This is a genomic window from Catellatospora sp. IY07-71, from assembly GCF_018326265.1.
Lineage (GTDB): Bacteria > Actinomycetota > Actinomycetes > Mycobacteriales > Micromonosporaceae > Catellatospora.
The window spans coordinates 4,900,663-4,926,442 of record NZ_AP023360.1 but is presented as its reverse complement, the minus strand read 5'-3'; the positions used below and the strand labels follow the sequence as shown (position 1 = coordinate 4,926,442).

At 73.6% G+C, this 25,780-nt stretch carries 27 protein-coding genes; 15 read left to right on the top strand and 12 right to left on the bottom strand.

The window, feature by feature from the left end; all coding sequences use genetic code 11:
• The first annotated feature begins 80 nt into the window (after positions 1-80).
• The 3 genes from CS0771_RS21960 (at position 81) to CS0771_RS21950 (ending at position 2,463) form a co-directional block, all read left to right on the top strand.
• Entirely contained in the window at positions 81-1,619 is a 1,539-nt protein-coding gene (locus CS0771_RS21960) for a sigma-70 family RNA polymerase sigma factor (RefSeq protein ID WP_212842746.1), read from the top strand.
• A 107-nt stretch (positions 1,620-1,726) separates the two neighbouring features.
• On the top strand, positions 1,727-2,095 hold the full coding sequence (locus CS0771_RS21955) for a hypothetical protein (RefSeq protein WP_203748525.1): 369 nt from the start codon (positions 1,727-1,729) through the stop codon (positions 2,093-2,095).
• A 53-nt stretch (positions 2,096-2,148) separates the two neighbouring features.
• A complete protein-coding gene (locus tag CS0771_RS21950; RefSeq protein WP_212842745.1) occupies positions 2,149-2,463 on the top strand; it encodes a hypothetical protein in 315 nt (104 codons plus the stop codon).
• A gap of 1 nt (position 2,464) precedes the next feature.
• On the opposite strand, the gene CS0771_RS21945 is transcribed toward CS0771_RS21950, so the two are convergent.
• From CS0771_RS21945 to CS0771_RS21930, 4 genes are read right to left on the bottom strand one after another with little or no spacing between them, the layout of a single operon-like run.
• On the bottom strand, positions 2,465-3,172 hold the full coding sequence (locus CS0771_RS21945; RefSeq protein WP_212842744.1) for a cation diffusion facilitator family transporter: 708 nt from the start codon (positions 3,170-3,172) through the stop codon (positions 2,465-2,467).
• On the bottom strand, positions 3,163-3,492 hold the full coding sequence (locus CS0771_RS21940; protein WP_371821590.1) for an ArsR/SmtB family transcription factor: 330 nt from the start codon (positions 3,490-3,492) through the stop codon (positions 3,163-3,165). The genes CS0771_RS21945 and CS0771_RS21940 overlap by 10 nt, the downstream gene beginning before the upstream one ends.
• 23 nt (positions 3,493-3,515) lie before the next feature.
• Entirely contained in the window at positions 3,516-4,484 is a 969-nt protein-coding gene (locus tag CS0771_RS21935; protein ID WP_212842743.1) for a cation diffusion facilitator family transporter, read from the bottom strand.
• A complete protein-coding gene (locus CS0771_RS21930; RefSeq protein ID WP_212842742.1) occupies positions 4,485-5,108 on the bottom strand; it encodes an isoprenylcysteine carboxylmethyltransferase family protein in 624 nt (207 codons plus the stop codon). It abuts the gene before it with no gap.
• Between the two features lie 135 nt (positions 5,109-5,243).
• On the opposite strand from CS0771_RS21930, the gene CS0771_RS21925 reads away from it, so the two are divergent.
• From CS0771_RS21925 to CS0771_RS39485, 4 genes are all read left to right on the top strand, one after another.
• Complete coding sequence (locus CS0771_RS21925; RefSeq protein WP_212842741.1) at positions 5,244-5,633, top strand: hypothetical protein; 390 nt, start codon at positions 5,244-5,246, stop codon at positions 5,631-5,633.
• Positions 5,634-5,710: 77 nt separating this feature from the next.
• On the top strand, positions 5,711-6,787 hold the full coding sequence (locus tag CS0771_RS21920; protein ID WP_212842740.1) for a sulfite exporter TauE/SafE family protein: 1,077 nt from the start codon (positions 5,711-5,713) through the stop codon (positions 6,785-6,787).
• On the top strand, positions 6,784-7,005 hold the full coding sequence (locus CS0771_RS21915; protein ID WP_212842739.1) for a cation transporter: 222 nt from the start codon (positions 6,784-6,786) through the stop codon (positions 7,003-7,005). The genes CS0771_RS21920 and CS0771_RS21915 overlap by 4 nt, the downstream gene beginning before the upstream one ends.
• Positions 7,006-7,148: 143 nt before the next feature.
• Entirely contained in the window at positions 7,149-8,822 is a 1,674-nt protein-coding gene (locus CS0771_RS39485; protein ID WP_212842738.1) for a GDSL-type esterase/lipase family protein, read from the top strand.
• 69 nt (positions 8,823-8,891) lie between these two features.
• Here the strand turns inward: CS0771_RS39485 and CS0771_RS21905 are convergent, their stop codons facing one another.
• The 6 genes from CS0771_RS21905 to CS0771_RS21880 all read right to left on the bottom strand — a co-directional run bounded on the left by CS0771_RS21905 (position 8,892) and on the right by CS0771_RS21880 (position 14,817).
• Positions 8,892-9,239 carry a DoxX family protein gene (locus CS0771_RS21905; protein ID WP_212842737.1) on the bottom strand — a complete coding sequence of 116 codons (348 nt, stop codon included), beginning with the start codon at positions 9,237-9,239 and terminating at the stop codon, positions 8,892-8,894.
• Between the two features lie 100 nt (positions 9,240-9,339).
• Positions 9,340-10,563: an epoxide hydrolase family protein gene (locus CS0771_RS21900; protein WP_212842736.1), complete on the bottom strand. Its 1,224-nt coding sequence runs from the start codon at positions 10,561-10,563 to the stop codon at positions 9,340-9,342.
• A 16-nt stretch (positions 10,564-10,579) separates the two neighbouring features.
• Positions 10,580-11,512, bottom strand: a complete 933-nt coding sequence (locus CS0771_RS21895) for a thioredoxin (protein ID WP_212842735.1) — start codon at positions 11,510-11,512, stop codon at positions 10,580-10,582.
• 6 nt (positions 11,513-11,518) lie between these two features.
• Positions 11,519-12,733: an epoxide hydrolase family protein gene (locus CS0771_RS21890; protein ID WP_212842734.1), complete on the bottom strand. Its 1,215-nt coding sequence runs from the start codon at positions 12,731-12,733 to the stop codon at positions 11,519-11,521.
• A gap of 267 nt (positions 12,734-13,000) precedes the next feature.
• Positions 13,001-13,645: a response regulator transcription factor gene (locus CS0771_RS21885; RefSeq protein WP_212842733.1), complete on the bottom strand. Its 645-nt coding sequence runs from the start codon at positions 13,643-13,645 to the stop codon at positions 13,001-13,003.
• Positions 13,642-14,817: a sensor histidine kinase gene (locus CS0771_RS21880; protein ID WP_212842732.1), complete on the bottom strand. Its 1,176-nt coding sequence runs from the start codon at positions 14,815-14,817 to the stop codon at positions 13,642-13,644. Before CS0771_RS21880 ends, CS0771_RS21885 begins: the two co-directional genes overlap by 4 nt.
• A 149-nt stretch (positions 14,818-14,966) precedes the next feature.
• Between CS0771_RS21880 and CS0771_RS21875 the strand changes: the two genes are divergently transcribed.
• The 5 genes from CS0771_RS21875 (at position 14,967) to CS0771_RS21855 (ending at position 21,593) form a co-directional block, all read left to right on the top strand.
• Positions 14,967-15,722 (top strand): ABC transporter ATP-binding protein, encoded by a 756-nt coding sequence (locus CS0771_RS21875; RefSeq protein WP_212842731.1) that lies wholly within the window; start codon positions 14,967-14,969, stop codon positions 15,720-15,722.
• Complete coding sequence (locus CS0771_RS21870) at positions 15,719-18,262, top strand: FtsX-like permease family protein (protein WP_212842730.1); 2,544 nt, start codon at positions 15,719-15,721, stop codon at positions 18,260-18,262. The genes CS0771_RS21875 and CS0771_RS21870 overlap by 4 nt, the downstream gene beginning before the upstream one ends.
• 102 nt (positions 18,263-18,364) lie before the next feature.
• Entirely contained in the window at positions 18,365-18,865 is a 501-nt protein-coding gene (locus CS0771_RS21865) for a (2Fe-2S)-binding protein (protein ID WP_212842729.1), read from the top strand.
• Entirely contained in the window at positions 18,862-21,057 is a 2,196-nt protein-coding gene (locus tag CS0771_RS21860; protein WP_212842728.1) for a molybdopterin cofactor-binding domain-containing protein, read from the top strand. Before CS0771_RS21865 ends, CS0771_RS21860 begins: the two co-directional genes overlap by 4 nt.
• Positions 21,058-21,152: 95 nt before the next feature.
• On the top strand, positions 21,153-21,593 hold the full coding sequence (locus CS0771_RS21855) for a GNAT family N-acetyltransferase (protein WP_212842727.1): 441 nt from the start codon (positions 21,153-21,155) through the stop codon (positions 21,591-21,593).
• Between the two features lie 8 nt (positions 21,594-21,601).
• Here the strand turns inward: CS0771_RS21855 and modA are convergent, their stop codons facing one another.
• Positions 21,602-22,384, bottom strand: a complete 783-nt coding sequence (gene modA / locus CS0771_RS21850; protein WP_212842726.1) for a molybdate ABC transporter substrate-binding protein — start codon at positions 22,382-22,384, stop codon at positions 21,602-21,604.
• Between the two features lie 133 nt (positions 22,385-22,517).
• On the opposite strand from modA, the gene CS0771_RS21845 reads away from it, so the two are divergent.
• Positions 22,518-22,838 (top strand): hypothetical protein, encoded by a 321-nt coding sequence (locus tag CS0771_RS21845; protein WP_212842725.1) that lies wholly within the window; start codon positions 22,518-22,520, stop codon positions 22,836-22,838.
• Between the two features lie 111 nt (positions 22,839-22,949).
• Here the strand turns inward: CS0771_RS21845 and CS0771_RS21840 are convergent, their stop codons facing one another.
• On the bottom strand, positions 22,950-23,834 hold the full coding sequence (locus CS0771_RS21840) for a PHB depolymerase family esterase (RefSeq protein ID WP_212842724.1): 885 nt from the start codon (positions 23,832-23,834) through the stop codon (positions 22,950-22,952).
• A gap of 53 nt (positions 23,835-23,887) precedes the next feature.
• On the opposite strand from CS0771_RS21840, the gene CS0771_RS21835 reads away from it, so the two are divergent.
• Both CS0771_RS21835 and CS0771_RS21830 read left to right on the top strand, forming a co-directional pair.
• Positions 23,888-24,511, top strand: coding sequence for a PadR family transcriptional regulator (locus CS0771_RS21835; protein ID WP_212842723.1), 624 nt, complete (start codon positions 23,888-23,890; stop codon positions 24,509-24,511).
• Between the two features lie 63 nt (positions 24,512-24,574).
• Positions 24,575-25,762 carry an RtcB family protein gene (locus CS0771_RS21830; RefSeq protein ID WP_212842722.1) on the top strand — a complete coding sequence of 396 codons (1,188 nt, stop codon included), beginning with the start codon at positions 24,575-24,577 and terminating at the stop codon, positions 25,760-25,762.
• Positions 25,763-25,780 lie beyond the last annotated feature (18 nt).

Here is a 25,780-nt window from a genome sequence, read left to right as displayed (position 1 = left end):
CCGCCGCGCGGGCCGCTTGACGCCACGCCGTTCCTCGGCCAGAGTCGAGCCCCCGATCCACTGAAGACAGCGACACGGACATGCCTTCCACCAGCACCGGCGAGGCCGCTCTCGTCACCGCGGCGCAAGCGGGCGACCGGCGTGCGCTCGCCGCCCTGCTCGAGACGTACCTGCCCTTCGCGTACACCATCGTGCGCCGTGCCCTCGGCTCCGGCGCCGACGTGGACGACGTGGTGCAGGAGACCATGCTGCGCGCCGTACGCGAGCTGCGCGAACTGCGCGACCCGCGCACCTTCCGGGCGTGGCTGGGCACCATCGCCGTCCGGCAGGTCAGCACCCACCTGCAGCGGCGGCGCAGCGCCGAGCCGTACACCGGCGGCGGGCTCGACGACCTGATCGAGACGGCCGACGCGGACGCGTCGTTCGAGGGCGTGACGATGCTGCGCCTGAACGTCGCCGCGCAGCGGCGGCAGGCGGCCCTCGCCGCCCGGTGGCTGGACGACGACGACCGGGTGCTGCTCTCGCTGTGGTGGCTGGAGGTCGCGGGCAGGCTGACCCGCACCGAGCTGGCGGCGGCCGCCGGGGTGAGCGTGGCCCACGCCGGGGTACGCGTTCAGCGCCTGCGGCAGCAGCTGGAGCAGTGCCGCGCCCTGCTCGCAGCCCTCGACGAGCGGCCGCGCTGCCCCGGGCTGGAGAGCCTGGCCGCCGGGTGGGACGGCACGCCGGGCTCGGCCTGGCGCAAGCGCCTGACCCGGCACGTGCGCGACTGCGCCACCTGCGCCGGGGCCGCGGGCGGACTGGTCGCCGCCGAGCAGCTGCTGACCGGGTTCGCCCTGCTGCCCGTCCCGGTCGCGCTCACCGCCGCCGTGCTCGGCAAGGGCGCCGTCACCGGGACGTCGTCGGTGACGCTGGCAGCCAAGGCCGGGGTGCTCGGCAATCTCGCGAAGACGTTCGCGGCCTCGCCGATCGCCGCGACCGCCGTGACCGGATCCGTGGTCGCCGCCGCCGCGGTGGCCGCGATCGCCTGGCCGTCGCCGTCACCCGCGCCGCCCCCGTCCACCGTGGCGCCGCAGCCACCGGCCGTGACCACATCTGCCGCCTTGCCACCCTCGCCGAGCCCCTCCCGCACCCGTCCGGCCCCCAGCGCCACCACGCGGTCGTCACCGGCCCCGGCGGCCCCGCTGACGACCGGGCCGTTCTCGCTGGAGGCGGGCGGTGAGCCCGGCCTGTTCGCCACGACCGCGGACGGGCTGGCCGTGCTGGCGCCGCTGTCGGCCGCCAGCGGCGCCGACACGCGCGCAACGGCGACCTTCCAGGCCGTCTCCGGTCTGGCCGACGCGAAGTGCTTCTCCTTCCGCGCCTCGGACGGCCGCTACCTGCGCCACTCCTCGTGGCGGCTGCGGCTGGACCCGGCGATCGGCACGGAGCTGTTCCGCGGCGACGCCACCTTCTGCGTACGCCCCGGGCCGTCAGCGGGCACGGTGCTGCTCGAAGCGTCGAACTACCCTGGCTGGTTCGTGCACCGGCGTGGCACGCAGCTGTGGGTCGACCACAGCGACGGCTCGGCGGCCTTCCAGGCGGAGAGCGCCTTCCGGGTCCGCCCGCCGCTGGCCGAGTGAGCGCCGGGCGCACCGGCCCTCGCCCGAAGAGGTCGGCCGGACCAGGTCCTGCGCACGGGTCGGCGGCCGCCCCCGCCCGGGGCGGGCGCCGCTTGTACGATCCTGCGATGACCGAGAGCGTCCTTCTCCGTTTCTCCTTCTTCGAGCACGAATGGGACGAGGACATCGACTCGCCCGAGAAGGCGGACGCCGAGCTGCTCCGCCGTGCGACCGAGGGCACCTGGTTCGAAGTCGAGGACGTCGATCCGGACGAGTTCGACACGATCGAGGCCCTGGCCGAGCGGGTCGAGGAGGTCATCGGCGGGGAGTGGGACGCGCCCGCGACAGTGGCCCGGCTGCCCCTGGACCGGCTCCGCACGCTCATCGCCGAGGGCGGCTGGACCTTCGTGGCGGGTGAGTTCTCGGACTTCGAAGGCCACCACAACGACACCGAGCTGCTGGTGAAACTCACCCGCGCGCCGGGGAGCCGGGCCTAGGGTCGAGATAGAGCGCACGGTCGTGCGCCGGATGCGCTGAGAGGGGCCCGGCGATGAGCCAGCTTCGGAATCTGCAGATCGAGATCCTGGACCGGCCGGCCGTGGACGATCTCATCGGCAAGGTCAACGACACGTCGGCGCAGCCGGGCATCGCCGAGCGGGTCCAGCAGTGGCGGGCCGAGCACGGGCACGAGGACGCCACGGCCGAGGCGTACTCCTTCGTCGTGGTGGGACCGACGCTGATGTTCCTGCACCGCTGCCCCGACGGCGTGATCCTGCCGTTCGCGGCGTACCCCGACGGCACCCTGAAGGTGTACACGGACCCCGATCACGCGGGTGAGAGCTTCCACCGGCGCGACGACGCGTAACTCAGCCGTCGGCCCCGGTGGAGCAGCACCCGTCGGCGCACTCGGCACCGGGACGCAGCGCCGCCGCCGGGCCGCAGCAGGCGTCGCCGCGCCACGCCTCCCGGCCCTCCTTGACCGCGACCACCGCGATGACCAGCGCCGCGACCGGATCGGCCCACCACCAGCCGAGCAGGCTGTTCGCCGCCAGCCCCACCAGCAGCACCGCCGACAGGTACGTGCACAGCAGCGTCTGCTTCGAGTCCGCCACCGCGCTGCGCGAGCCGAGCTCCCGCCCGGCCCGGCGCTGGGCGTACGACAGCGCCGGCATCACCGCGAGCGACAGCGCCGCCAGCACCATGCCGACCGTGGAGTGCTCGGGGCGGTGGCCCGCGACCAGCGCCTGCACGGCCTCGAAGGTGACGTAGGCGGCCAGGGCGAAGAACGAGACCGCGATGATCCTCAGCGCCGAACGCTCCCGGGCCTCGTGGTCGGCGGCGGAGAACTGCCAGGCCACGGCAGCGGCCGAGGACACCTCGATGATCGAGTCGAGTCCGAAGCCGATGAGCGCGGTCGAGCCGGCCACGCGCCCGGCCGTGATCGCGACGACCGCCTCGATCACGTTGTAGGCGATGGTCGCGGCGACCAGCAGCCGCACCCGGCGGGCCAGCACCGCCCGGCGGGCCGGAGGCGGGCCGAGCCGCAGCTGCGGCAGTCCGGTCATCAGCAGCATTCCTCGGTCTGCGCGGCCGGGCAGACGCTCGGGTCGACCGCCAGCACCACCCCGAGCAGGTCGCCGAGGGCGTGCGCCAGGCGCGGGTCGGACAGCTCGTAGCGCGAGCGGCGTCCCTCCGGGGTCGCCACGACCAGGCCGCAGCCGCGCAGGCAGGCGAGGTGGTTGGACAGGTTCTGCCGGCTCACGCCGAGCAGGTCGGCCAGGTCGGCGGGGTAGGCGGGGGCATCCCGCAGGGCCAGCAGCAGCCGCGCGCGGGTCGGGTCGGACAGGGCGTGGCCGAAGCGGGCCAGAACCTGCCCGTGGGTGAGGGCGCCGATGGTCTCCACGTCCCGACAGTACATCATCCGCTGTACTGTCGACGGCGATGCACCTGGCCGTGCGCGACCTCGCAGTGCTCGACGTCGGCAGGCCGCTCGCCGAAGTGGTCGACCTGCAGGGTGGTGTGCCGGATCCCGTGTGCGGCGGCCAGCCTGCGCTCGAGCGCCTGGCGCACCTCGTGGCAGTCGGCCGGCTCGCCGACGAGCACGTGCGCCGACAGCGCGGCCTGCTCGCCGTCGAGTGCCCATACGTGCAGGTCGTGGACCTCGACCACGCCGTCGACGGCCAGCATGTCGGTGCCGAGGTCGTCGGGGCGCACGTGCGCGGGGGCCGCGTTGAGCAGCACCCGGCCCGACTCGCGCAGCAGCGGCCACGCACCCCTGACCATCAGCGCGACGACCACCAGGGTCGCGACCGCGTCCGCGCGCACCCAGCCGGTCAGCATCACCACCACACCGGCGGCCACGGCCGCGCCCGAGGCGAACATGTCCATCAGCACGTGCTGGTAGGCCCCCTCGATGTTGAGGCGCGCGCGGTCGGCCCTGCTGATCGCCCACGCGGCCACCACGTTGACCGCCAGCCCGAGCACGCCCGTGACCACGACCATCCATCCGGTGACCGGCGGCGGGTCGGCCAGCCGCCCGGCCGCCTCCACGCCCAGCCAGCCGGCCAGCAGCAGCAGGCTCAGCCCGTTGGCCGCCGCGGACAGGACCTCCGCGCGGGCGAGGCCGAACGTGTAGCGGCCCCCGGCGGGCCGGGCCGCGATCCGCAGGGCGAACAGCGCCAGCACGATCGCGGCGGCGTCGGTGAGCATGTGCGCCGCATCCGAGATCAGCGCCAGCGACTGTGCGACGACCCCGACGGCGACCTCGACCAGCATGAACCCGGCGATGACCACCAGCGCGACGGCGAGCCAGCGCCGGTCCGCGTCGGCGCTGACGCTGACGCTGTGCGAGTGTCCGTCGTGGTCGTGGTCGTGATGCTCGCGCATCTACGCCTCCCCCAGGGCGGCGGTCTTCAGGCGGCCCACCAGCGGCAGGAACCGGCCGGTGCGGGCGGCGTACCGACGGTAGGCCGCGCCGTGCGCGCCGAGCAGGTACGGCTCCTCGACCACGCGCACCTGCAACTGCACCCCGACGAGCAGCGCCACCAGGCCGGCCGCGCTGACCAGGTTCGGCACCAGCAGCAGTGTGCCCGCGGCCGTCATGCCCATCGCGGTGAAGATCGGGTTGCGGCAGAACCGGAACAGCCCACCCACCACCAGGTCGGTGCGCTCGGCCGGGTCCACCCCGACCCGCCAGGACGAGCCCATGGTCAGCTGCGCCAGCACCACCATGACGGTCCCGGCGGCGGTGAGCACCGCACCGGTGACGGTCACGGCGGTGGCCACGGCGAGAGCCGGCAGGCCCGCCAGCGCCGCCACCGGCGCGGCGAGCAGCAGCGCCAGCGCCCCGACGAACAGCACCCTGGCCCACCAGGCGAGCGAGCCCGGCGGCTGGGTGCCCAGCCGCATGCCCGTGTCACGGGTGGCGCGCCAGGCCAGGTAGCTGCGCACCCCGAAGGCGTAGACGGCGCCGGTGAGGTTGGCCGTCAGCGCGAACCACGCGGCCGTCATCGCCACCCGCCCGCGCACAGCATATTGACGTACACCATGACCAGCACAGTACAGCGAATCGTGAATTCATCGCAACATGAACATGGAAACGGATGTCGCTCCCGCCACCGGCCGGCCGGACCCTATCCTGTCCACATGCAGCACACCGCGACGCGACCGGCCCGGATGCCGGTGCGCGTCGCGCTCGTCGCGCTGCTGCTGGCCGGGCTCGGGCTGTGGCAGTCCTGGCAGTGCGGCGCGGAGATGTCGCCCCTGCTGCTCCCGGTCACCACCGTGACGGCGGACGCCGGGCCCCACCATGCAGCCATGACCTGGCATCCCGAGGGACCGTCCGACGACGGCGGGCACGGCCTGCTCGCGGCCTGCCTCAGCGTGCTGGCCTCCATCGCGGCGGCGTTCTGGCTGATGGCCGACCCGTTGCGGCTGCTTGCCCTGCTGCGCCGGGCCGGGCTCACGCCCCTGCGGGCGGCCGGGCCACCACCCCGGACGGCGACGCTCGCCCAGTTGTGCATCCTGCGCACATAGGAGCAACCGACTCCCATAAATCCATGGGTATGGATGTTAGTCGAGTTGTCCTCCTCCGTGAAAGGGTTCCTGCTCCCGTGTCGGTCAATCTTGTCTCCGTACTGCTGCTCGGCCTGCTGGCCGGCGGCGTGTCCTGCGCCGCCGTGCAAGGCGGCCTGCTGGCAGGCCTGGTCTCCCGCCAGCGCCGGCCCGTCCCCGCCGATCCCGGCCCCCGCCGCGGGCAGCCCGCCGCCGGGCCCGGTGACGATCTCGCCCCCGTCGGCGGATTCCTCGCCGGCAAGCTGCTGTCGCACACGCTGCTCGGCGTCCTGCTCGGCCTCCTGGGCACCGCGGTCCAGCTGGGCATGCACGTGCGCGCCATGGTCCAGGTCGGCGCCGGGCTGCTCATCATCGCGATGGGCCTGGCCCAGCTGGGCGTCAAGGCGTTCCGCGGCCTCACCTTCACTCCCCCGGCATCGTGGACGCGCCTGGTGCGGGGCAGGGCCCGGTCGCAGTCCGCGCTCGCCCCGGCGGTGCTCGGCGTGGCCAGCGTGCTCATCCCGTGCGGGGTGACGCTGTCGGTGATGGCGCTGGCGGTCGCGTCCGGTTCGCCGTGGCAGGGCGCCGCGATCATGGCGGTGTTCGTCCTCGGCACCGCGCCGCTGTTCACGCTGCTCGGCTACGCCGCCGCCCGCGCCCGCCGCGCCGCCGGCGCCTGGGCCCGCCGCCTCGCCGTCACCACCGGCGTGGTGGTCCTCGCCCTGGGCGCGTACACCCTCAACGGCGGCCTGGAACTGTCCGGCTCCCCCGTGGCGGCCAGCCAGCTGGCGTACGCGCTCGGCCTGGGCGGCGACGAACCGGACGCCGTCACCGGGGACCGGGTGACCGTCGCCGACGGCCGCCAGACGGTGGTCGTCAGCGCGGTCACCGGCGCCTACGAGCCCGCCAGCCTGCAGGTCGCCGCCGGTCTGCCCACGACGCTGATCGTGCGGTCGGCGAAGGCGCGCGGCTGCGTGCGCGCGTTCGTGATCCCGGACCTGGGCATCGAGAAGATCCTGCCGATCAGCGGCGACACGCGCATCGACCTCGGCGTGCTCAAGCCCGGCACGTTGGCGTACTCGTGCAGCATGGGCATGTACACCGGCCGCCTGACGATCACGGAGGCGACGCCGTGACCACCTACACCTTCGCGGTGACCGGCATGCACTGCGCCAGCTGCGGCATCCTCATCGACGAGACGCTGGAGGAAGAGGTCGCCGGCGTCCAGCGGGCGGAGACGTCCGTGCGCCGCGGCCGCACCGTGGTGACCGCCGACGACGGCCTGGACCCGGCCGTCATCGCCGCCGCGATCACCGCGGCCGGCTATCAAGCCGTGCTTGACGCCACCCCCTGACCTCCCCGATCGGGAGCTGCCGCCGGAGCAGCGTGGCGGCAGCTCCCGATCATCGCGTACGCCTTGACTTCCGCGCGAAGTCCACGGCATGGTGGGAGCGCTTCCATCGAAGCATCTGGAATCCATACCACGGAGGCACGCCCATGTCTCGACACCACCCGCCTGAAACCGCACTCCACGGACCCACCAGCGGCGCCCGGCGCCGGACCGCGCTGGCGGCGCTCTGCGCGCTCGCGCTCGCGCTGACCGTCGCGATCACCGGTGCGCCGGCCGCACACGCCGCCGCACCGGTGCGCGTCATGCCGCTCGGCGACTCCATCACCGGCGGTCCCGGCTGCTGGCGCGCCGTGCTCTGGGATCGCCTGCAGCGCAACGGCTTCACCGACGTCGACTTCGTCGGGACGCTGGCCGGCGGCGGCTGCGGCATGAACGGCTGGGACGGCGACAACGAGGGACACGGCGGCTACCAGGCGACCGGGATCGCCGACCAGAACCAGCTGCCCGGCTGGCTGGCCGCCACCCACCCCGACGTCGTGCTCATGCACCTGGGCACCAACGACGTCTGGAACAACCAGCCCACCGCGACGATCCTCGCCGCGTTCGGCAAGCTCGTCGACCAGATGCGCGCCGACAACCCGAACATCAAGGTCCTGGTCGCGCAGATCATCCCGATGACGCCCAGCGGCTGCTCCTGGTGCCCGACCGGCGTATCGGCGCTCAACGCGGCGATCCCCGCCTGGGCCGCCGGCAAGTCCACCGCGCAGTCCCCCGTCACGGTGGTGGACCAGTTCTCCGGCTTCGACACCGCCGTGGACACCTCCGACGGCGTACACCCCGACGACTCGGGCTTCCAGAAGATGTCCGACCGGTGGTATCCGGCGCTGACCCCGCTGCTCGGCGGCACGACGCCCGCCGACACCACCCCGCCGAGCGTCCCGGCCGGGCTGCGGGTGAGCGTGAACTGCAGCATGGTGGTCACGCTGAACTGGTCCCCGTCCACCGACAACGTCGCCGTCACCGGCTACGACGTGTTCCGCCTGACGAACGGCTCCCCGCTCACCGTCGTCGGCACAACCACGGCGACGACGTTCACCGACCGGCTGAACGGCCTGGCGCAGTACCAGGTCCGGGCACGCGACGCGGCGGGCAACACCTCGGCCCTCACCGCACCGGTCAGCGCCCTGCCCCCGCCGTGCCCGCCGCCGGACACCCAGCCGCCGACCACCCCGGGCACCCCCACCGCCTCGGCGACGAGCGCGACCTCCACCACCCTGACCTGGGCCTCGTCCACCGACAACATCGGCATCGCGGGGTACGAAATCCACCGCGCGTCCGGCGCCACCGGTGGCACCTTCACCCAGGTGGGCGCCTCGACCGCCGGGACCTTCACCGACACCGGGCTCGCCCCCGGCAGCACCTACCGCTACCAGGTGCGGGCGCGAGACGCGGCCGGGAACGTCTCGTCGTTCTCCCCCGCGGTCACCGTCACGACCATGTCCGGTGGCGGCTGCACGGCCGCGCTGACCCTCCAGACGGGATGGGGCGGCGGCTACGTCATGCAGCCCAACACCGTGACCAACACCGGCAGCGCCGCCATCAGCGGCTGGACGGTCACGTTCACACTGCCCGCCGGGCATGTCCTCACCGGCTCGTGGAACGCCACGGTGAGCGTGAGCGGCCAGACCGTCACCGCACGCGGCATCGCGGGCCAGAACGCGACCATCGCGGCCGGGTCGAGCACCACGTGGGGCTTCCAGGCGTCGCGGCCGAACGGCGACACGGCCGTACCCACCGCCGCCGCCTGCGGCACCCCTTGAGCTGACGCCGTCCCCGGGACCGACGTGGTCCCGGGGACGGCGTCACCGCGTGATCGGCCAGGCGCGGTGCTAGGCGGCCATGCCGAGGGCAAGCGCCACCGCGACCGGGACCAGGTACAGCACCGGGAAGGCGAGGGTCCGGTACGAGCGGGCGCGCAGCACCGTGATCACGGCACCGGTGAAGTACAGGATCAGGCCGATCGCCGCCGCCACCCCGACCGCCGGGATGATCAGGCCGACGAGCAGGCCCAGCGCCCCGGTGCCCTTGGCGGTGGCCAGCCAGGGCCACCAGGAACGCGGGACGCCGTAGCTCACCAGCGGGGCGACCACGAAGTCCGCGCGGCGGAACAGCGAGACCGACGAGAAGCCGACCCACAGGGCGGCCAGGACGGTGACGACGACATAGGCGGTGTGCATGGCGCGTGCTCCTCGGGAGTGGCGGCGGCTTTCACCTGGATGACTCCCGTCGGCGCACGTGTGTGACAGGCTCCCGCTGTGACGTGGTCGACACCTGGCGCTAGCCGGGCTGACGCAGGGAGCGCAGGCCCGCGCGGACCTCGTCCACGTACGACGTCGGCTGCTCCCAGGCCGGGAAGTGGCCGCCCGCGGGCAGCCGGTGGTAGTGGATCAGGTTCGGGTAACCCTGTTCCGCCCAGCTCCGGGGCGCCAGGTACAGCTCGTCCGGGAAGACGCTCACCGCGACTGGCAGCCGCACGCCCTTGACGCCGAAGAACGAGAAGCTGTTCTCCGCGTAGAGGCGAGCGGCGGACACACCCGTGTTCGTCAGCCAGAACAGGGTCACGTTGTCGAGCACGTCGTCCCTGGTCAGTGGCTCATGGCCACCGGCGAAGGCACGTGAGATCAGCGCCAGGCCCTTGGCTTCGAGGTCGATCAGCCACGCCGCCAGGAACACGGGCGAGTCCGCCAGCCCGGTCAGCGTCTGCGGCCGCGAGCCCTGCTGGAGCGCGTACGTGACGTGCTTCCAGGTGAAGTCGAGCTGCGTGCAGGCGGCCCGCTCCTCTTCGGACAGCCCGGCGGGCAGGTGACGGAGCGCGTCGGCCGCGCCGACGATGTTCTGCTGGAACAGCCGGTCGATCTCGGCGGGCACCACACAGGCCATGTTGGTGTGGATGCCGGCCAGACCGGGGACCTCCTGCGCCGCCATCAGGTCGACCACGATCGCGCCCCAGTCGCCGCCCTGCGCGACGTACCGGTCGTAGCCCAGGCGGCGCATCAGCTCCGCCCAGGCCCTGCCGACATGGTCCGGTCCCCAGCCGGGGGCGGCCGGTTTGCCGGAGAAGCCGTAGCCAGGCATCGACGGGATGACCACATGGAACGCGTCCTCGGCCCGGCCGCCGTGCGCCGTGGGGTCGGTCAGCGGCTCGACGACCTTCAGCAGCGCGACGACCGAGCCGGGCCAGCCGTGGCAGAGCACGATCGGCAGGGCGTCCTCGTGCGGCGAGCGGACGTGCAGGAAGTGGACGTCGAGCCCGTCGATCTCGGTGAGGAAGCCCGGGTACGCGTTCAGGCGCGCCTCGCAGCGGCGCCAGTCGTACTCCTCGGCCCAGTACCGGGCTAGCTCCTGGACCGTGGCCAGGCGCGGCCCCTGCGATTCGTCGTCCACCGTCTCCCGTTCCGGCCAGCGTGTGCGCAGAATCCGCGCGCGCAGGTCCGCCAGCTCGGCGTCGGGGATCTCGATCCGGAACGGCCGCAGCGCCGCCCGCTCGGCTGTCACTGTCATGGTGCCACCTCGCCGGTCAGCCGAACGTGAACGCGTACGCCTCCGCGCCCGGCTCCTCGAAAGCGATCTCCAGGGTCCGCTCCCGGACCCGGTCCCGCTCGCGGATCAGCTGGTACATACGGCCTTCGTCGAGCAGCCCGGCGCCGTCTGCTCCGACGTGCACGCCGTGCGAATCGCCGGGCGGGAGCCCGTCCACCAGCACCCGGAACGGGATCGACGCGGGCACCGAGCGGTTCATCACCAGGTGCGCGTCACGGGCCTCGAACCGGAACGCGATGCTCCCGCGGCCCCGCTGCAGCGCGGCCCGTTCGCGTTCCACCGCCCACGCGCCGGCCAGCGCCCAGTGGTTGAGGCGCAGCTCCAGCGGAAGCGTGTACGAGAGGTGCTCGCCGTCGGCGGAGAAGCGCTCGCCGCGCGCGTACCCGAGATAGGTCTCGGGGGTGCGCAAATGGTCCCAGTCGGCCGCCGCCTCCACCCCGGCGCCCTCGACCTGGACCGGGTCCCGCTCGATGCCGAGCAGCCACTGGAGGGTCCGCTCGGACTCCTCGTACCGTCCCTCGCCGAAGTGCTGGTCACGGGCGACGCCGTCACCGTCTAGGAAGTACAGCGCGGGCCAGTAGTGGTTGTCGAAGGCGGTCCAGATCTTGTAGTCGTTGTCGACCGCCACCGGGTAGTCGATGCCGCGCTCGCGCACCGCTCGGCGGACCAGGTCGACATCGTGCTCGAAGGAGAACTCGGGCGTGTGCACGCCGAGCACGACCAGGCCGTCGTCGCGGTAGGCCGCCGCCCAGGCCCTGGTCCAGGGCTGGGTGCGCAGCCAGTTGATGCAGGTCAGCGTGCCGAAGTCGACGAGCACGGCGCGGGCCCGGAACTCGGGGCGACCGAGCGGCTCACGGTTGAGCCACTCGGTCGCCCCGCCGAACGCGGGCAGGTGCACACGTTCGTACATGGCCCGCTACCGGACCGGGCGCAGGCCGGTGCGGATCTCGTCGACCAGGTATCCGGGCTGCTCCCAGGCGGCGAAGTGCCCGCCCTTGGGCAGCTTGTTGTAGTGGACGAGATTCGGGTACGCCTGCTCCGCCCAGCTCCTCGGCGCCTGGTAGAGCTCGTCGGGGAAGACGCTGACCGCGACGGGCAGCCTGACGCCCTTCACCCCGAAGAACGAGTACTTGTTCTCCGCGTAGATCCGGCCCGCCGACGCCCCCGAGTTGGTCAGCCAGAAGTGGGTGACGTTGTCGAGCACGTCGTCGCGGGTGAGGCCCTCGGGCACCCCGGCGAACGAGCGCGAGATCAGCGCCATGCTGCGCGGGTCGTGGTCGAGCAGCCACGCCGCCAGGAAGACGGGCGAGTCCGCCAGGCCGGTCAGGGTCTGCGGCCGCGAGCCCATCTGCAGCGCGTATGCGACGTGCTTCCAGGTGAAGTCGAGCTGCTCGCAGGCGGCCCGCTCCTCGTCGGACAACCCGGCGGGCAGGTGGTGCAGCGCGTCCGCCGCGCCGATGACGTTGCGCTGGAACAGGTTGTCGATCTCGGCCGGGACCACGCCGGCCATGTTGGTGTGGATGCCGACCAGGCCCGGCACCTCCTGCGCGCCCATCAGGTCGACGACGATCGCGCCCCAGTCACCGCCCTGCGCGACGTAGCGGTCGTAGCCCAGGCGGTTCATCAGCTCGCCGTAGGCCCGGGCGATCCGGTCCGGGCCCCAGCCGGGCTGCGTGGGCTTGCCCGAGTAGCCGTATCCGGGCATCGACGGGATGACCACGTGGAACGCGTCCTCAGCGGTGCCGCCGTGCGCGGTCGGGTCGGTGAGCGGCTCGATGAGCTTCATCTGCTCGATGATCGAGCCGGGCCAGCCGTGGCAGATGACGATCGGCATGGCGTTCTCGTGCTTCGACCGGATGTGCAGGAAGTGGAAGTCCAGCCCGTCGATCTCGGTGAGGTAGCCGGGGTACGAGTTGAGCCGCTCCTCGCACTGATACCAGTCGTAGTCATGTGCCCAGTAATGGGCCAGCGCCTGCATGGTGGCGAGTGTCGGGCCCTGTGTGTCGTCGGGGACGGTCTCCTTCTCGGGCCAGCGGGTGTGCATGATCCGCGCGTGCATGTCCTTAAGGTCGGCCTCGGACGTCTCGACCCGGAACGGCCTGACCGCAGTGGCGTCGGATGTGGCAGACATGGGGTGGTTTCCTTATGTGCTGATGAGAAATCGGGAAGGGCCCCTGCCCTTCAGACCGCGGTTCAAGCTGCCCCGCGGTGATAACCGCTCGTGAGCGGCGCGTCCGGCGCGCGCCCGCTCCGACTCTTGCTCGTGCAGCGTGAAGCAACCCTCTTCGAGCCATGGTAGAACCAGGCGCGTCCGTGACCGGCCGCATCGCCTGCGCAAGGGGTTGGGCAGTACGCGGACGAACCGTACCGGGCCGCCCTCGAGGGCGACTTCCGGACATCAGCCGACCAGGCGGCGTTCCCAGGCCCAGGCGGCGATCTCCACCCGGTTGCGGGCGCCGAGCTTGGTCTGCACGCTGCCCAGGTGGGTCTTGACGGTGCCCAGGGAGATGAACAGCTGCGCGGCGATCTCGGCGTTGGTCAGGCCGCGCGCGGTCAGCTTGACGACCTCCAGCTCGCGCGGCGACAGGCCCTGGTCGTCGCCACCCCGGCCGGGCAGCGACGGGGTCAGGTGGGCCAGCAGCCGCACCGTGATCGACGGGCTGATCAGCGAGTCGCCGGACGCGGCGGCGCGGACCGCCTCGACCAGCAGCGCGGGCCCGGAGTCCTTGAGCAGGAAGCCGCAGGCGCCGTTGCGCAGCGCGGCGTGCACGTACTCGTCCAGGTCGAACGTGGTCACCACGACGACCTTCGGCGGATCCGGGGTGCCGGGACCGGCCAGCAGGCGCAGCGCCTCCAGGCCGTCCAGGCGCGGCATGCGGATGTCCATCAGCGCGACGTCGGGCCGCACCCGGCGGGCCAGGTCGACGGCCTCGACGCCGTCGGCGGCCTCGCCGACGACCGCCATGTCGGGCTGCGCGCCGATGATCATGCTGAAGCCGGTGCGGACCATGGCCTGGTCATCGGCGATCATCACCTTGATCATGCGGGCTCCCGCCAGGTCAGCGGCATCGCCGCGTCCAGCACCCAGCCCCGCTCGATGCCGGGACCGGCGGTGATCCAGCCGCCCACCGCGCGGACCCGCTCGTGCAGGCCGACCAGGCCGTATCCGGCGGGCTCCCGGCCGCTGGCCGGGCGCGGCGGGGCGCCGTCGTCGGCGACGCGGACGAACAGCCAGCCGGGCGTACGGCGTACCCACACGTCCACCGCCCCGGCCTGGACGGCGTGGCGGCGGACGTTGGTCAGCGCCTCCATCACCACCCGGTAGACGCTGGTCGACACCTCGACCGGCAGATCGTCCAGCCTGCCGTCCACGTGCAGGCGGGCCGTCGCCGCGCTCGCCCGGTTGAACCCGTCCAGCAGCGGCGCCAGGTCCGTCGCGGTGGCCAGCGGCGCGAGCGGCGCCTCCGGTGCGCGCAGCACGGTGACCATGCGCCGCATCGACGCCATCGTCTCCGCCCCGGCGTGCTCGATCTGCTCCAGCGCGGCCAGCGCCCGCTGCGGGTCCTGCTCGCCGACGTAGCGGGCGCCCTGAGCCTGCACGATGATGCCGGTCACGTGGTGTGCGATGAAGTCGTGCAGGTCCCGGGCGAACTCGGCGCGCTGGGCGGCACGGACCTCCTCCAGCGCCCGCCGCCGGCCACTGTCCAGCATCCGCACGTACGTGCCGGCGGTCACCGCCACGGCCGCCGCGATGGCCAGCAGCAGCCCGAAGACCACGAAGACGTTGGCGGTGCCGTTGCGCAGCGGGAGCAGCACCACCGCGGCACCGATGACGAGCACCGCCCACGGCGCCATGGCAGCCGAGGCCCGGCGGGCGGTCACGTAGAGCAGTCCGAGCAGGGCGGCGGTCTCGGCCAGACCCCAGCTGTCCGGCGACCCGTACTCGGCGGCGCCGACCAGCAGCATCAAGCCGCTCAGGGCCAGCGACACCGCCGCGACCGGCAGCGCCAGCCGCGGCAGCACGCGCGAATTCTGCCGGTACGGCAGCAGCCAGACCGCGGCCACCGCCATCGGCAGGAACAGCCGCATCAGCGCGACCGGGGGCATCGAGCGCAGCAGACCGTAGCGCACGTCGAAGACGCCGAGCACGGCCAGCGCGACGAGCAGGGCCAGCCGGCCGAGGACCTGCCACCAGGGGCGTAGCGGGGATGTCATCGTCACCCAGCGTAGCGAGCGCTCGGCGGTGCCCGGATCGGCCGAAAGTCATAGCCGCCCGGCGGCGAACCTTGCGGTCGGCCGATGCGCCGCCCGTCCCCGCCGCGAAAGGCTCTGCTGCGGAATCAGGAGCCATCCCTGGAGGACATGTGAGTACGCAGCAAACCGCCGGCCCGCTCTACGCGACGGCGGCGGTCGACCTGGTCAAGGTGTACGGCACCGGCGGCACCGCGGTCCGTGCCCTGGACGGGGTGACGGTCGGCTTCACCCGCGCCGAGTTCACGGCGATCATGGGCCCGTCCGGGTCGGGCAAGTCGACGCTGATGCACTGCCTGGCCGGGCTGGACACGGCCACCTCCGGGCAGGCGCTGCTCGGCGGGACGGACCTGACCAGGCTCGCCGACCGGGTGCTGACCAAGGTCCGGCGCGAGCGGATCGGCTTCGTGTTCCAGTCGTTCAACCTGCTCCCGCAGCTGACCGCGGCGCAGAACATCACCCTGCCGCTGGACCTGGCCGGGCGGCGGCCCGACCCGGAGCTGCTGGACTACCTCGTCACCGCGCTCGGCCTGGCCGACCGGCTGGCCCACCGCCCGAGCGAGCTTTCCGGCGGCCAGCAGCAGCGGGTGGCCCTGGCGCGGGCGCTGGTGTCCCGGCCGGAGGTCGTCTTCGCCGACGAGCCCACCGGCAACCTCGACTCCGCGTCCGGCGCGCAGGTGCTGGCGCTGCTGCGCGACGCGGTGCGCGACCTCGGCCAGACCGTGGTCATGGTGACCCACGACGCCACCGCCGCCGCGTACGCCGACCGGGTGCTGCTGCTGGCCGACGGCCGGGTCTCCGGCGAGCTGGACCGGCCCGGGTACGACGCGATCACGCACGCGCTGAGCGGGCAGGCGGTCGCCCGATGAGCCGGACGGTGCTGCGTACCCAGCTGGCGGCGCTGGCCCGGCGCCCGGCGCGGCTGCTGCTGACCGGCCTGGCCGTGCTGGTCGCCTCGTTCGTGGTGTTCGCCACGGTGCTGGCCCAGCAGATCACCGAGCGGACCGTGCTCGACGGCCTCAGCGGCACGCCGGAGCAGGCGGCGTTCGTGGTGGGCGGCGACGCCACGGCGACCGCGCCGGACCTGGCCGCCGTCCGGGCCGTGCCCGGCGTGGCCGAGGCGGTGGGCCGGTTCGAGACCTCGGTGCTGGTCGGCTCGGCCGGCCACGGGGCCTTCCTCCAGGTGACGGCCGACCCGGGCAGCGGACCGCTGGCCCTGGTCCGGACCGTGACCGGGCGCTTCCCGCAGGCGGCGAACGAGATCGCGGTGACCGCCCGCACCGCCGAGCGGGTGGGCCTGCCCCTCGGCTCGGTGGCGAACGTGCGGACCGGCTCCGACACGCCACCGGTCGCGCTGACCGTGACCGGGATCGTCGAGACCGCACGCGACTCCGGCGCGCAGGCGTACGCCTCGGAGGCCGCCGTCGCCGCGCTCACCCCCGGCGGCCCGCTCGGCCGGATCGAGGTGCGCCTGGCCGACGGCGCGTCCGCCGACGAGGCGCGGCAGCGCATCCAGGCCGTGCTCGACGCCGCGCCCCGGCCGCAGGACATGGCCGTGCCGGGCGTCCGCCCCGGCGCCGAGGTGCGCGCCGAGGAGGCGGCCCGCGCCGTGGAGCAGATCGGCAACCTGTTCGCGCTGGTCGCCATGTTCGTGGCGATCGCGGTGATCGCGGCCGGGCTCGTCGCCGCGTCCACCTTCCGGATCGTGTTCGCCCAGCGCACCCGGCAGCTCGCGCTGCTGCGCGCGGTCGGTGCGGGGCGCGGCGGGATCAGCCTGGCGCTGGCCGCCGAGGGGGCGCTCACCGGTCTGGTCGCGGGCGTGGTCGGGGTGCTGGCCGCGCTGGCGTTCGGGCACGGCCTGCCGGCGGTGCTCGGCTGGTTCGGGGTGGGGCTATCCGGCCCGGGCCTGCCGCTGGGCGCGGCCCTCGCGGTGGTGTGCGGCGCCGTCGCCGTCACGGTCGCCGCGGTGCTGGCCCCCGCGCTGTCCGCGGCCCGGGTGGCCCCGCTGGCCGCGCTGCGCGCCGCGCAGACCGCCCCGGCCCGGCGCGGCATCGGCGGGTTCCGGCTGGTGTCCGGCCTGCTCCTGGCCATCGGCGCGGTCCTGTCCGGGCTGTTCATCGGGTCCCGGCTGCCTGGTCAGGACACCGAGAACTACGCGCCCTTGCCGATGCTGCTGGGGCTGGTCGCCTCCGGCATGCTCGCCTTCCTGGCCCTCATGCTGCTCGGCCCGCTGCTGGTCCGGCCGCTGCTGGCGGTGGCCGGGTGGCCGCTGCGCCGCCTCGGCCCGGTCGGGCGGCTGGCCGTCGGCGGCATCGGGGGCGCGCCGCGCCGCGCCGCGGCGGTGTCGACGGTCGTCGCCCTCGGCGTGACCCTCATCGCCGGGGTCCTGGTCGGCAGCGCCTCGGTGCAGGCCCTCGCCGACCGGGAGATGGCCCTGTCCGCCCCGGCCGACTTCGAGCTGACCGCCGGTGAGCAGCCGATCCCGGCGGCGGTCGTGGCGCAGGTGCGGGACCGGTCCGAACTGGCGCACGTGACGCCCTACCGGCGGCTCGGCGAGCTGCGGATCGACGGCGACCCGGAGAACACGTACGACGCCAGCGACCTGGACGTCAAGGCGCTGCCGGCGCTCGGCGTGCTCGACGTCGAGGCGGGTTCGCTCGCCGACACCGGCGCGGGGCGGGTGGTGCTGTCCGGATACTTCGCCGAGGTGCTCGGCAGGACGGCGGGCGACCGGCTCACCCTGTCCCGGGAAGGGCACACGGTCGAGGTGCGCATCGCCGCGGTCCTGCCGGGCTGGGTGCCGCTCGACTCTGCGCTGCTGGCCGACCCGGCCGACCTGGACCGGCTCGGCGCACCGGCGGGCTACTCCGGGATCCTGGCCGACGCCGCGGCGTCCGGTGAAGACGGGCGCACCGCCGGGCAGCGGGCCCTGCGCGGCGTCGCCGAGAGCACGGGCGGGCTGCGGCTCAGCGTGCTCGCCGACGAGCGCGACCAGTACCAGGACGTGCTCGACTCGCTGCTCGGCATCGCGCTCGGCGTCGTCGGCCTGACCGTGCTCATCGCGGTCGTCGGCGTCGGCACCACCACCGCGCTGTCCGTGGTCGAGCGGGCCGCCGAGTCCGGTGTGCTGCGGGCGATCGGCCTGTCCCGCGCCCGGCTGGGGCTCATGCTGACCACCGAGTCCGGGCTGTACGGCGTGCTCGGCGCGACGCTGGGTCTGCTGCTCGGGGTGCCGTACGCGTGGCTGGCGGTGCGGGCGCTCGGCGTCGGCGCCCCGGTGGAGCTGCCGGTGCTGCCGCTGCTCGGCCTGTTCGCGGTGCTGGTCGCGCTCACCGCTCTCGCCGGTGTGCTGCCTGCCCGCCGGGCGTCGCGGATCAGCCCGATCGCCGCGCTCGGCACCGGCGACTGAGCCCGGCACCGGCCGCAGCCCACCGATGATCGCTCCGCTCTGCCGCGCGGCAGGGTGGAGCGATCATGGCCGGGCCGTACGCGCATCCCTACACTGCTTGCTATGCCCAGCAGTTCCGCAGCGGACCCGACACGGATCATCGTGAACGGACGGTCCCATCCGATCGAGCACGCCGACGAGCCGCTGCTGTGGGTGCTGCGCGACGAGCTGGGACTGACCGGCACCCACTACGGTTGCGGCATCGGCGCATGCGGCTGCTGCACCGTGCTGGTGGCCGGGGAGCCGGTGCGCAGCTGCCAGATCACCGCCGCGTCGGTCGGCGAGCGCCCCGTGACGACCCTGGAGGGCCTCGCCGAGCGCGGTCCCGACGGCCAGGTCACCGCGCTGCACCCGGTGCAGCAGGCGTTCCTGGAGACGCCGCTGCAGTGCGGGTGGTGCCTGCCGGGTCACGTCCTGTGCGCGGTCGCGCTGCTCAACCGGAACCCGGCGCCCGATGAGGCCGCCATCGCCGAGGCCGCGCAGCCCAACCTGTGCCGGTGCGGCGGCTACAACACGATCAAGGCGGCGGTCGCCCGCGCCGCCGAGCTGGCGCGCAGGTCATGACCGGCCCCTACGAGTCATACGGCCGCCGCCTGCGCCGGCGGGCCACCCGCCGCCGGCTGCTGATCGGCACCGGTGCCACGATGGGCGCGCTGGTCGTGGGCGTGCCGCTGGCCGTGGAGTACGGCCGTCCCGCGCTGGCGGAGTGGATGCTGGGGCGCGGCACCGGCCCGGCGGAGATCCCCGAGTCGTCGCTGGTGTGGTTCGAGCTGACCGGCGACGGCGTCACCGTGCACGTGCCGAAGATCGAGATGGGGCAGGGCGTCCACACGGCGCTGGCGCAGATCGCGGCCGAGGAGCTGCGGGTGCCGCCGGAGCGGCTGGCCGTCGTGCAGGCCGACACCGCGCGCGGATTCCCGGCGCAGACCCTGTTCACCTTCGGGTCCACGTCGGTGGCCTCGCTGTACACCCCGATCCGCGAAGCGGCCGCCGCCGTACGCGAGATGCTCGCGCTCGAAGCGGCCCGACAGCTCGCCGTCGACGCGAAGGACCTGGCCGCCGCCGACGGCGCGTTCCAGGTCGCCGGGACCGGCCGCAGGCTCACCTACGGCGAGGTGATCAGCGCACACAGCGGGCCCTGGCAGGAGCCCGCGGAGCAGCCGGAGTTGCGCCCGGCACGGGAGTTCACCAGCATCGGCCGCTCCGCGCCCCGCGTCGACTTCCGGGCCAAGCTGCTCGGCGAGGCGGTGTACGGCTACGACGCGCGCCTGCCGGACATGGGCTACGGCGCGTACGCCGTCCCGCCCCGGTTCGGGGCCGAGCTGCTCGACGCCCAGCCGGGCGACGCCGCCGGCATGCCGGGCGTGCAGCAGGTCGTCATCGACCTGGCCGCCGGCTTCGCGGGCGTGGTCGCCGACACGAGGACCAGGGCCTGGGCCGCGCTGAACGTCCTGCGGCTGAGCTGGAGCGAGGGCAGCCGCGCCGACACGGCGGCCGTCGAAGAGCAGGTCACCGCGAGCCACGGCGTGGTGCTGCGCCGGGACGGCTCGATCAGCCGGGCGCTCACGGAGGGCACCCGGATCGAGGCGGCGTACCGTACGCCGCTCGCGGCGCACGCGCACCTGGAGCCGCTGGCGGCGCTGGCCCGGGTCGAGCCCGGCACCGGTGGCCGGGTGGAGCTGTGGGTGCCCACGCAGAGCCCGGGGTCCGTGGTCGAGGACGTACGCGCGGCACTCGGCGAGGAGCGCGAGGTCGTGCTCCACGTCACCCAGCTCGGCGGATCGTTCGGGCGCAAGGGCGGCCAGCACCTCGCCGTCGCGGCCGCCCGGCTGTCCGCGGCCGCGGGCCGGCCGGTGCACGTCGGCTGGACCCGGGACACCGACATGCGGCAGGGCTTCTACCGCCCGCCGACGCACACCGTCATGCGCGGCTCGGTCGGCGCCGACGGGCGCATCCGGGGCGTGGAGCAGGTCACCGCCGCCGGTGACATCATCTGGGCCGTCGCCGGGCTGCCCGAGCCGGTGCGCGACCTGCTCGGCTTCGACCCGGGCGGGCTGCTCGGGCTGTTCCTGCCGTACGAGCTGCCCGCGTACCGGCTGGTGAACCGCCGCGAGCAGCTGCCCGTGCCGACCGGGCCGTGGCGCGGGCTCGGGCTGATGCCCAACACCTTCGCGCTGGAGAGTTTCGTCGACGAGCTGGCCGAGGCCGCCGGCGCGGACCCGCTGGAGTTCCGGCTCGCGCACCTGAGCGAGTCCGATCCGGAGGCACGGCGGTTGCGGACCGTCCTGCGCACCGCGGCACAGATGGCCCGCTGGGGTGAGCCGCTGCCGCCCGGGCGCGGGCGCGGCATCGCCTGCTCGGGCGACGTCGGCACGGTGGTCGCGATGGTCGCCGAGGTGGACCTCTCGGAGGGGCGGCTGCGGGTCACCGGGATGGACGTCGCCGTGGACTGCGGGCTGGTGGTCAACCCGGCCGGGGCGAAGCTGCAGGCCCAGGGGTCGGTGGTGATGGGCCTCAGCTCGGCCCTGCACGAGGAGCTGCGGATCGAGGACGGCCAGGTCGTCTCCGACAACTTCGACCGCTACCCGATCATCGACATGGCGAGCACGCCCCCGATCCGGGTGAGCTTCACCGGCGACGGCGAGGTGCCGCAGGGCATGGGCGAGCCGGTCATCGGCCCGGTGCCCGCCGCGGTGGCCAACGCGGTCCGGGCGGCCGGCGGGCCACGGCTGCGGACGCTGCCGCTGCGCCGGTGAGCGTCGGCCGCCGGGCACGGCCGGTCAGGCACGGTCCGGCGGCTCGCACGGGACGATCGGCACGCACGCGCGGGACCGCCGTTAAAGTCAGCGGCATGGGCGTGGACATCGAGGTCGTGCGGGACGTCACCGACGAGGTGGTGGCGGCGTTCGCGCGGCTGCTGCCGCAGCTGACCGGCTCCGCCGCCGCACCCGACGCGCAGCAGTTGCGGACCCTGGTCAGCTGGCCGGGGCACCGCCTGCTCGTCGCGCGCGTGGACGGGCAGATCGTCGGCGCCCTGACGCTGGCCGTCTTCCCCATCCCGTCAGGGCTGCGGGCCTGGATCGAGGACGTGGTAGTCGACGACGCGGCCCGGGGACGCGGGGTGGGCGCCGCGCTGACCCAGGAGGCGATCCGGCTCGCGCGCGCCGACGGGGCATCCACCGTGGACCTGACCTCCCGGCCGTCCCGCGAAGCGGCGAACCGGCTCTACGAGCGCCTCGGTTTCCGGGTGCGCGACTCGAAGGTGTACCGGCTCGCGGAGCAGACGCCGTAGGCGTGCCGTCAGGGCGTCTGGAAACCTGCCTCGCCGAGCACGGCCCTGCCCCGCTCGGACGCGATGAAGTCGAGGAAAGCCCGCGCGGCGGCCCTGTTCGGGGCGTTCTTCAGCACCACGATCGGGTAGTCGTTGCTCGCCTGCGCGGACTCGGGGAACTCGACGCCGTCCACCTCGGCGGACGCGGCCTTCGCGTCGGTGCGGTACACCAGCGCGGCGTCGACCTCGCCGAGCCGCACCTTCTGCAGCGCCGCCTTGACGTCCTGCTCCAGCGTCACCGGCGGCACCGTCACCCCGGCCGCGTCGAGGGCCTTCTTCGCCGCCGTGCCGCACGGCACCTGCTCGGCGCACAGCGCGACCTTCAGCTCCGGCCTGGACAGCTGCGCCAGCGTGGTGACGCCCTTCGGGTTGCCCTTGGGCACCGCGATGACGAGCTGGTTCTTCACGAACACGGTCGGCGTGCCGTCGGCGTCGCCCGCGTCGGCGACCGTCTTCATGGTGGCCGGGCTCGCCGCCGCGAACACGTCGGCCGGGGCGCCCTGCGTTATCTGGGTGGCCAGCGCGGAACTGCCCGCGAAGTTGAAGGTCACTTTCGTGCCGGGGTGTGCGTTCTCGAACTCCCGGCCCAGCTTGGTGAACGACTCGGTCAGCGACGCCGCCGCGAACACCGTCACGTCCCCGGCCACGCCCGCACCGGAGGCCTGCGGTTCTCCGCCGGAACCGCAGGCGGCCGTGCCCAGCGCCGCCACCAGCGCGAGACCCGCCACCGCAGACCTTGCCCACCTGTTCATGACCGTTCCTCCCCTGGCAGGCCGACGAGCCGGGTTCAGCCTATCCTCGCAGATGCGAGGACTTCGCCACCCATCACCTAGTTGTAGTACGAACCATTGGCGATTTCAACATCGCAACTGCATGATGGACACCATGACCGAGCCGGCGCCGCACCGACGCACGGACGACCAGCACTACCTGAGGCGGACCCAGGCCTTCTTCGCCGAACGCGCCGCGAGCTGGGACGTCAAATACGGCGACGACATGCCCGCCTACGCCGCGGCCGTCGCTGCCGCCGCCCTCCCGGCCGGACCAGGTGACGCCCACCGCTCGCGGCCAGGTCAGTCCTGCCGGGCCGAGTCGTCCATGGACGGCAGCGGGCTCGGCGAGCGGAACTTCGAGCCGGTGGGCGGTGGCTCCTCCGGGCCGGAGGAGCCACCGCTGATCACCGCGATCCGGCGACACCGGATATGAGCAGCGCGCGACGTCGCATCGTGGTGACCCCCGTGGTCTCGCCCGTGGTGGACGGTGCCGAAGGATAGCGAAGATCCGTCAGTCGGGCGTGCCCGTTTCCGGCGGGACGGCTCAGGGCAGGCGGTGGCGGGAGAAGACCTCCCACATCAGTTCGGAAGCGGCGACCGGGTGCTCCGTCGCGTTCGGCCACTCGTGGCCCATCGCCGGGATGGCGTAGACGACGTGCTCGGCACCGCTGGCGCAGGTGGCGACCCGCCGTTCGGCGATACCCCTGGCGTTGCGCACCGTGGTGGCCTGCGGCGTGCCGCACCCGGCCGCGGCCGACCACGCCTCGTTGGTGCTCGCCCACGAGCCCGCCATCTGGTCGCGTCCACCCTGGAACGTCACCACGGAGACCGCATTGCCCGCACCCAGCGGCGTCCGCCAGGCCGGGACGTTGTCCATCCGGCCGCTGACCGGCGCGATCGCCGCGAACCGGCCCGGCAGCTCCCGGGCCAGCCGGTAGGTGAAGGCGGCCCCCGCCGAGAACCCGGCGGCGTACACCCTGGTCCGGTCCGCGCCCCAGACGGTCACCAGGTGGTCTGCCAGCGCGGCGAGGAAGCCGACGTCGCCGCCGGTCGGCCCGCCCGCGCCCGGATCCCAGGCGCCGCCCAGGCCCTGCGGGTAGACGGCGAGGAAGCCGGCCCGGTCGGCGACCGCGTTCAGGCCGCTCTGCCGGACGGCCCCGGCGCTGTCGCTGCCGTATCCGTGCAGCACCAGCACCACCGGCAGGCCCGGCCGGTACGCGGCGGGCGCGTGCAGCGTGAAGTCACGCCGGACGCCGCCGTGAGCCATGGCGAGCTGATGGTCGCCCGGCCCCGGCTGCTCGGCGGGCAGGCTGAGCGCCGGGCTCGCCGCCGGGGCCGGTGGTGCGGGCGTGGTGGAACCGCAGGCGCTGAGTACGGTGACGATGCCCGCGAGGGCGATGACGCGTTTCACGGCGGACCCCTGTCTCACGTCGCGAATATGTCAGAGTTGACATGTCAAAAGTTACATAGCAAGGAGGCGCCATGGGAGCCCGCGACGGTGACGATTCGGCAACGGCCGGTTCGACGCTGGGCTATGCGCTGCTCTCCCTGCTCACCCGCGGCCCGGCGACCGGCTACCAGCTCGCGAGCAGGGTCAAGGCGCCGATCGGCCACTTCTGGACGGCGAAGCACAGCCAGATCTATCCCGAGCTGGCCCGGCTCGCGGCCGCCGGCTGGGTGCGTGCCGCCGAGGAGGCCGGGCCGGGTCCGCGCGCGAAGAAGACGTACGAGCTGACCCCCGAGGGGCTCGCCGCGCTGCGGGCCTGGCTGGTCGTGCCGCCCGTGGCGCAGCCGCGCAGCGAGATCACGCTCAAGGCGTACGCGGCCAACAGCGGCGACCCGGCGGCGATGGCCGCGCTCTACGGCGACCTCGCCGCGCAGGCCGCGCGCACCCTGGCCGAATACGAGCAGGACGCCGCGGACATGCGTGCCCAGGGCATGGACGACCCGGCGCATCCCCGGTTCGGCAACTACGCCGTGCTGCTCATGGGCCTGGAGTCGCAGCGCGTCGTGCACCGCTGGTCGGCCTGGCTGGCCGCGTCGCTGGACGGCGGCGCGCCGGTGCCCTATCCCCACCCGCCCGCCCCGCGGGACAATGGATATTGAGTGGTCGAAAGGTGCCGGGCTCGGCACACTCCTGTGTCGGCACCGACTACGGGGGGAAACCACATGCCGTTCCAGACCATCACCGGCACCATGGCGCCGCTGCGGCTGTGGGCCGATCCCGCGGGCGTCGACGAACGCGCCATGGAGCAGCTGCGCAACGTCGCCGGGCTGCCGTGGACGCACTCGGTCGCGGTCATGCCCGACGTCCACGTCGGCATCGGCGCGACGGTGGGCTCGGTCATCGCGATGCGCAGCGCGGTCGCGCCCGCCGCGGTGGGCGTCGACATCGGCTGCGGCATGACCGCCCAGCTGACGTCGCTGCGCGCCCACCAGCTGCCCGACGACCTGGGCAGACTCCGCGCGGAGATCGAGAAGGCCGTGCCGGTGGGCCTCGGCCTGCACAAGCACTCGGTCGACGTCGACCATCTGAACACCGGACTGCGCGGCTGGCACCGCTTCTGGACCGACTTCGACGACCTGTCGGCCCAGCGCGTGCTGCGCCGCAAGGGCCGGGCCATGCAGCAGCTCGGCACCCTCGGCGGCGGCAACCACTTCATCGAGGTGTGCCTGGACGGCGAGGAACGGGTCTGGCTGATGCTGCACTCGGGTTCGCGCGGCATCGGCAACGACCTGGCGCAATACCACATCGCGAAGGCCAAGGACCTGCCGCACAACGCCGACCTGGCCGACCCGGACCTGGCCGTCTTCGTCACCGGCGAGCCCACGATGGACGCCTACCGGCGGGACCTGTTCTGGGCGCAGGACTACGCCCGGCGCAACCGCGCGGTGATGATGGCGCTGCTGCGGGACGTGGTGCGGCGGCAGTTCAAGAAGGTCGAGTTCGAGCCGGAGATCTCCTGCCACCACAACTACGTCGCGGAGGAGGTCCACGACGAGCAGGAGCTGCTGGTCACCCGCAAGGGCGCGATCCGCGCCGGCCGGGGCGACCTCGGCATCATCCCGGGTTCGATGGGCGCCTCGTCGTTCATCGTGCGTGGGCTCGGCTCGGCCGAGTCGCTGCACTCGGCCTCACACGGGGCCGGCCGCAGGATGAGCCGCACCCAGGCCCGCAAGCAGTTCAGCGCTAAGGACCTGGCCGAGCAGACCCGGGGCGTGGAGTGCCGTAAGGACAGCGGCGTGGTCGACGAGATCCCGGCGGCGTACAAGGACATCGACGAGGTCATGGCCCAGCAGTCCGACCTGGTCACCGTCGTGGCCCGCCTCAAGCAGATCATCTGCGTCAAGGGCTGACCGAGAAAGGAAGGGCAC

Coding starts and splice junctions, on each gene's coding strand:
- CS0771_RS21960 (WP_212842746.1), top strand. CDS start 81: ATGCCTTCCACCAGCACCGGCGAGGCCGCTCTCGTCACCGCGGCGCAA.
- CS0771_RS21955 (WP_203748525.1), top strand. CDS start 1,727: ATGACCGAGAGCGTCCTTCTCCGTTTCTCCTTCTTCGAGCACGAATGG.
- CS0771_RS21950 (WP_212842745.1), top strand. CDS start 2,149: ATGAGCCAGCTTCGGAATCTGCAGATCGAGATCCTGGACCGGCCGGCC.
- CS0771_RS21945 (WP_212842744.1), bottom strand. CDS start 3,172: ATGCTGCTGATGACCGGACTGCCGCAGCTGCGGCTCGGCCCGCCTCCG.
- CS0771_RS21935 (WP_212842743.1), bottom strand. CDS start 4,484: ATGCGCGAGCATCACGACCACGACCACGACGGACACTCGCACAGCGTC.
- CS0771_RS21930 (WP_212842742.1), bottom strand. CDS start 5,108: ATGACGGCCGCGTGGTTCGCGCTGACGGCCAACCTCACCGGCGCCGTC.
- CS0771_RS21925 (WP_212842741.1), top strand. CDS start 5,244: ATGCAGCACACCGCGACGCGACCGGCCCGGATGCCGGTGCGCGTCGCG.
- CS0771_RS39485 (WP_212842738.1), top strand. CDS start 7,149: ATGTCTCGACACCACCCGCCTGAAACCGCACTCCACGGACCCACCAGC.
- CS0771_RS21905 (WP_212842737.1), bottom strand. CDS start 9,239: ATGCACACCGCCTATGTCGTCGTCACCGTCCTGGCCGCCCTGTGGGTC.
- CS0771_RS21900 (WP_212842736.1), bottom strand. CDS start 10,563: ATGACAGTGACAGCCGAGCGGGCGGCGCTGCGGCCGTTCCGGATCGAG.
- CS0771_RS21895 (WP_212842735.1), bottom strand. CDS start 11,512: ATGTACGAACGTGTGCACCTGCCCGCGTTCGGCGGGGCGACCGAGTGG.
- CS0771_RS21890 (WP_212842734.1), bottom strand. CDS start 12,733: ATGTCTGCCACATCCGACGCCACTGCGGTCAGGCCGTTCCGGGTCGAG.
- CS0771_RS21885 (WP_212842733.1), bottom strand. CDS start 13,645: ATGATCAAGGTGATGATCGCCGATGACCAGGCCATGGTCCGCACCGGC.
- CS0771_RS21880 (WP_212842732.1), bottom strand. CDS start 14,817: ATGACATCCCCGCTACGCCCCTGGTGGCAGGTCCTCGGCCGGCTGGCC.
- CS0771_RS21870 (WP_212842730.1), top strand. CDS start 15,719: ATGAGCCGGACGGTGCTGCGTACCCAGCTGGCGGCGCTGGCCCGGCGC.
- CS0771_RS21865 (WP_212842729.1), top strand. CDS start 18,365: ATGCCCAGCAGTTCCGCAGCGGACCCGACACGGATCATCGTGAACGGA.
- CS0771_RS21860 (WP_212842728.1), top strand. CDS start 18,862: ATGACCGGCCCCTACGAGTCATACGGCCGCCGCCTGCGCCGGCGGGCC.
- CS0771_RS21855 (WP_212842727.1), top strand. CDS start 21,153: ATGGGCGTGGACATCGAGGTCGTGCGGGACGTCACCGACGAGGTGGTG.
- modA (WP_212842726.1), bottom strand. CDS start 22,384: ATGAACAGGTGGGCAAGGTCTGCGGTGGCGGGTCTCGCGCTGGTGGCG.
- CS0771_RS21845 (WP_212842725.1), top strand. CDS start 22,518: ATGACCGAGCCGGCGCCGCACCGACGCACGGACGACCAGCACTACCTG.
- CS0771_RS21835 (WP_212842723.1), top strand. CDS start 23,888: ATGGGAGCCCGCGACGGTGACGATTCGGCAACGGCCGGTTCGACGCTG.
- CS0771_RS21830 (WP_212842722.1), top strand. CDS start 24,575: ATGCCGTTCCAGACCATCACCGGCACCATGGCGCCGCTGCGGCTGTGG.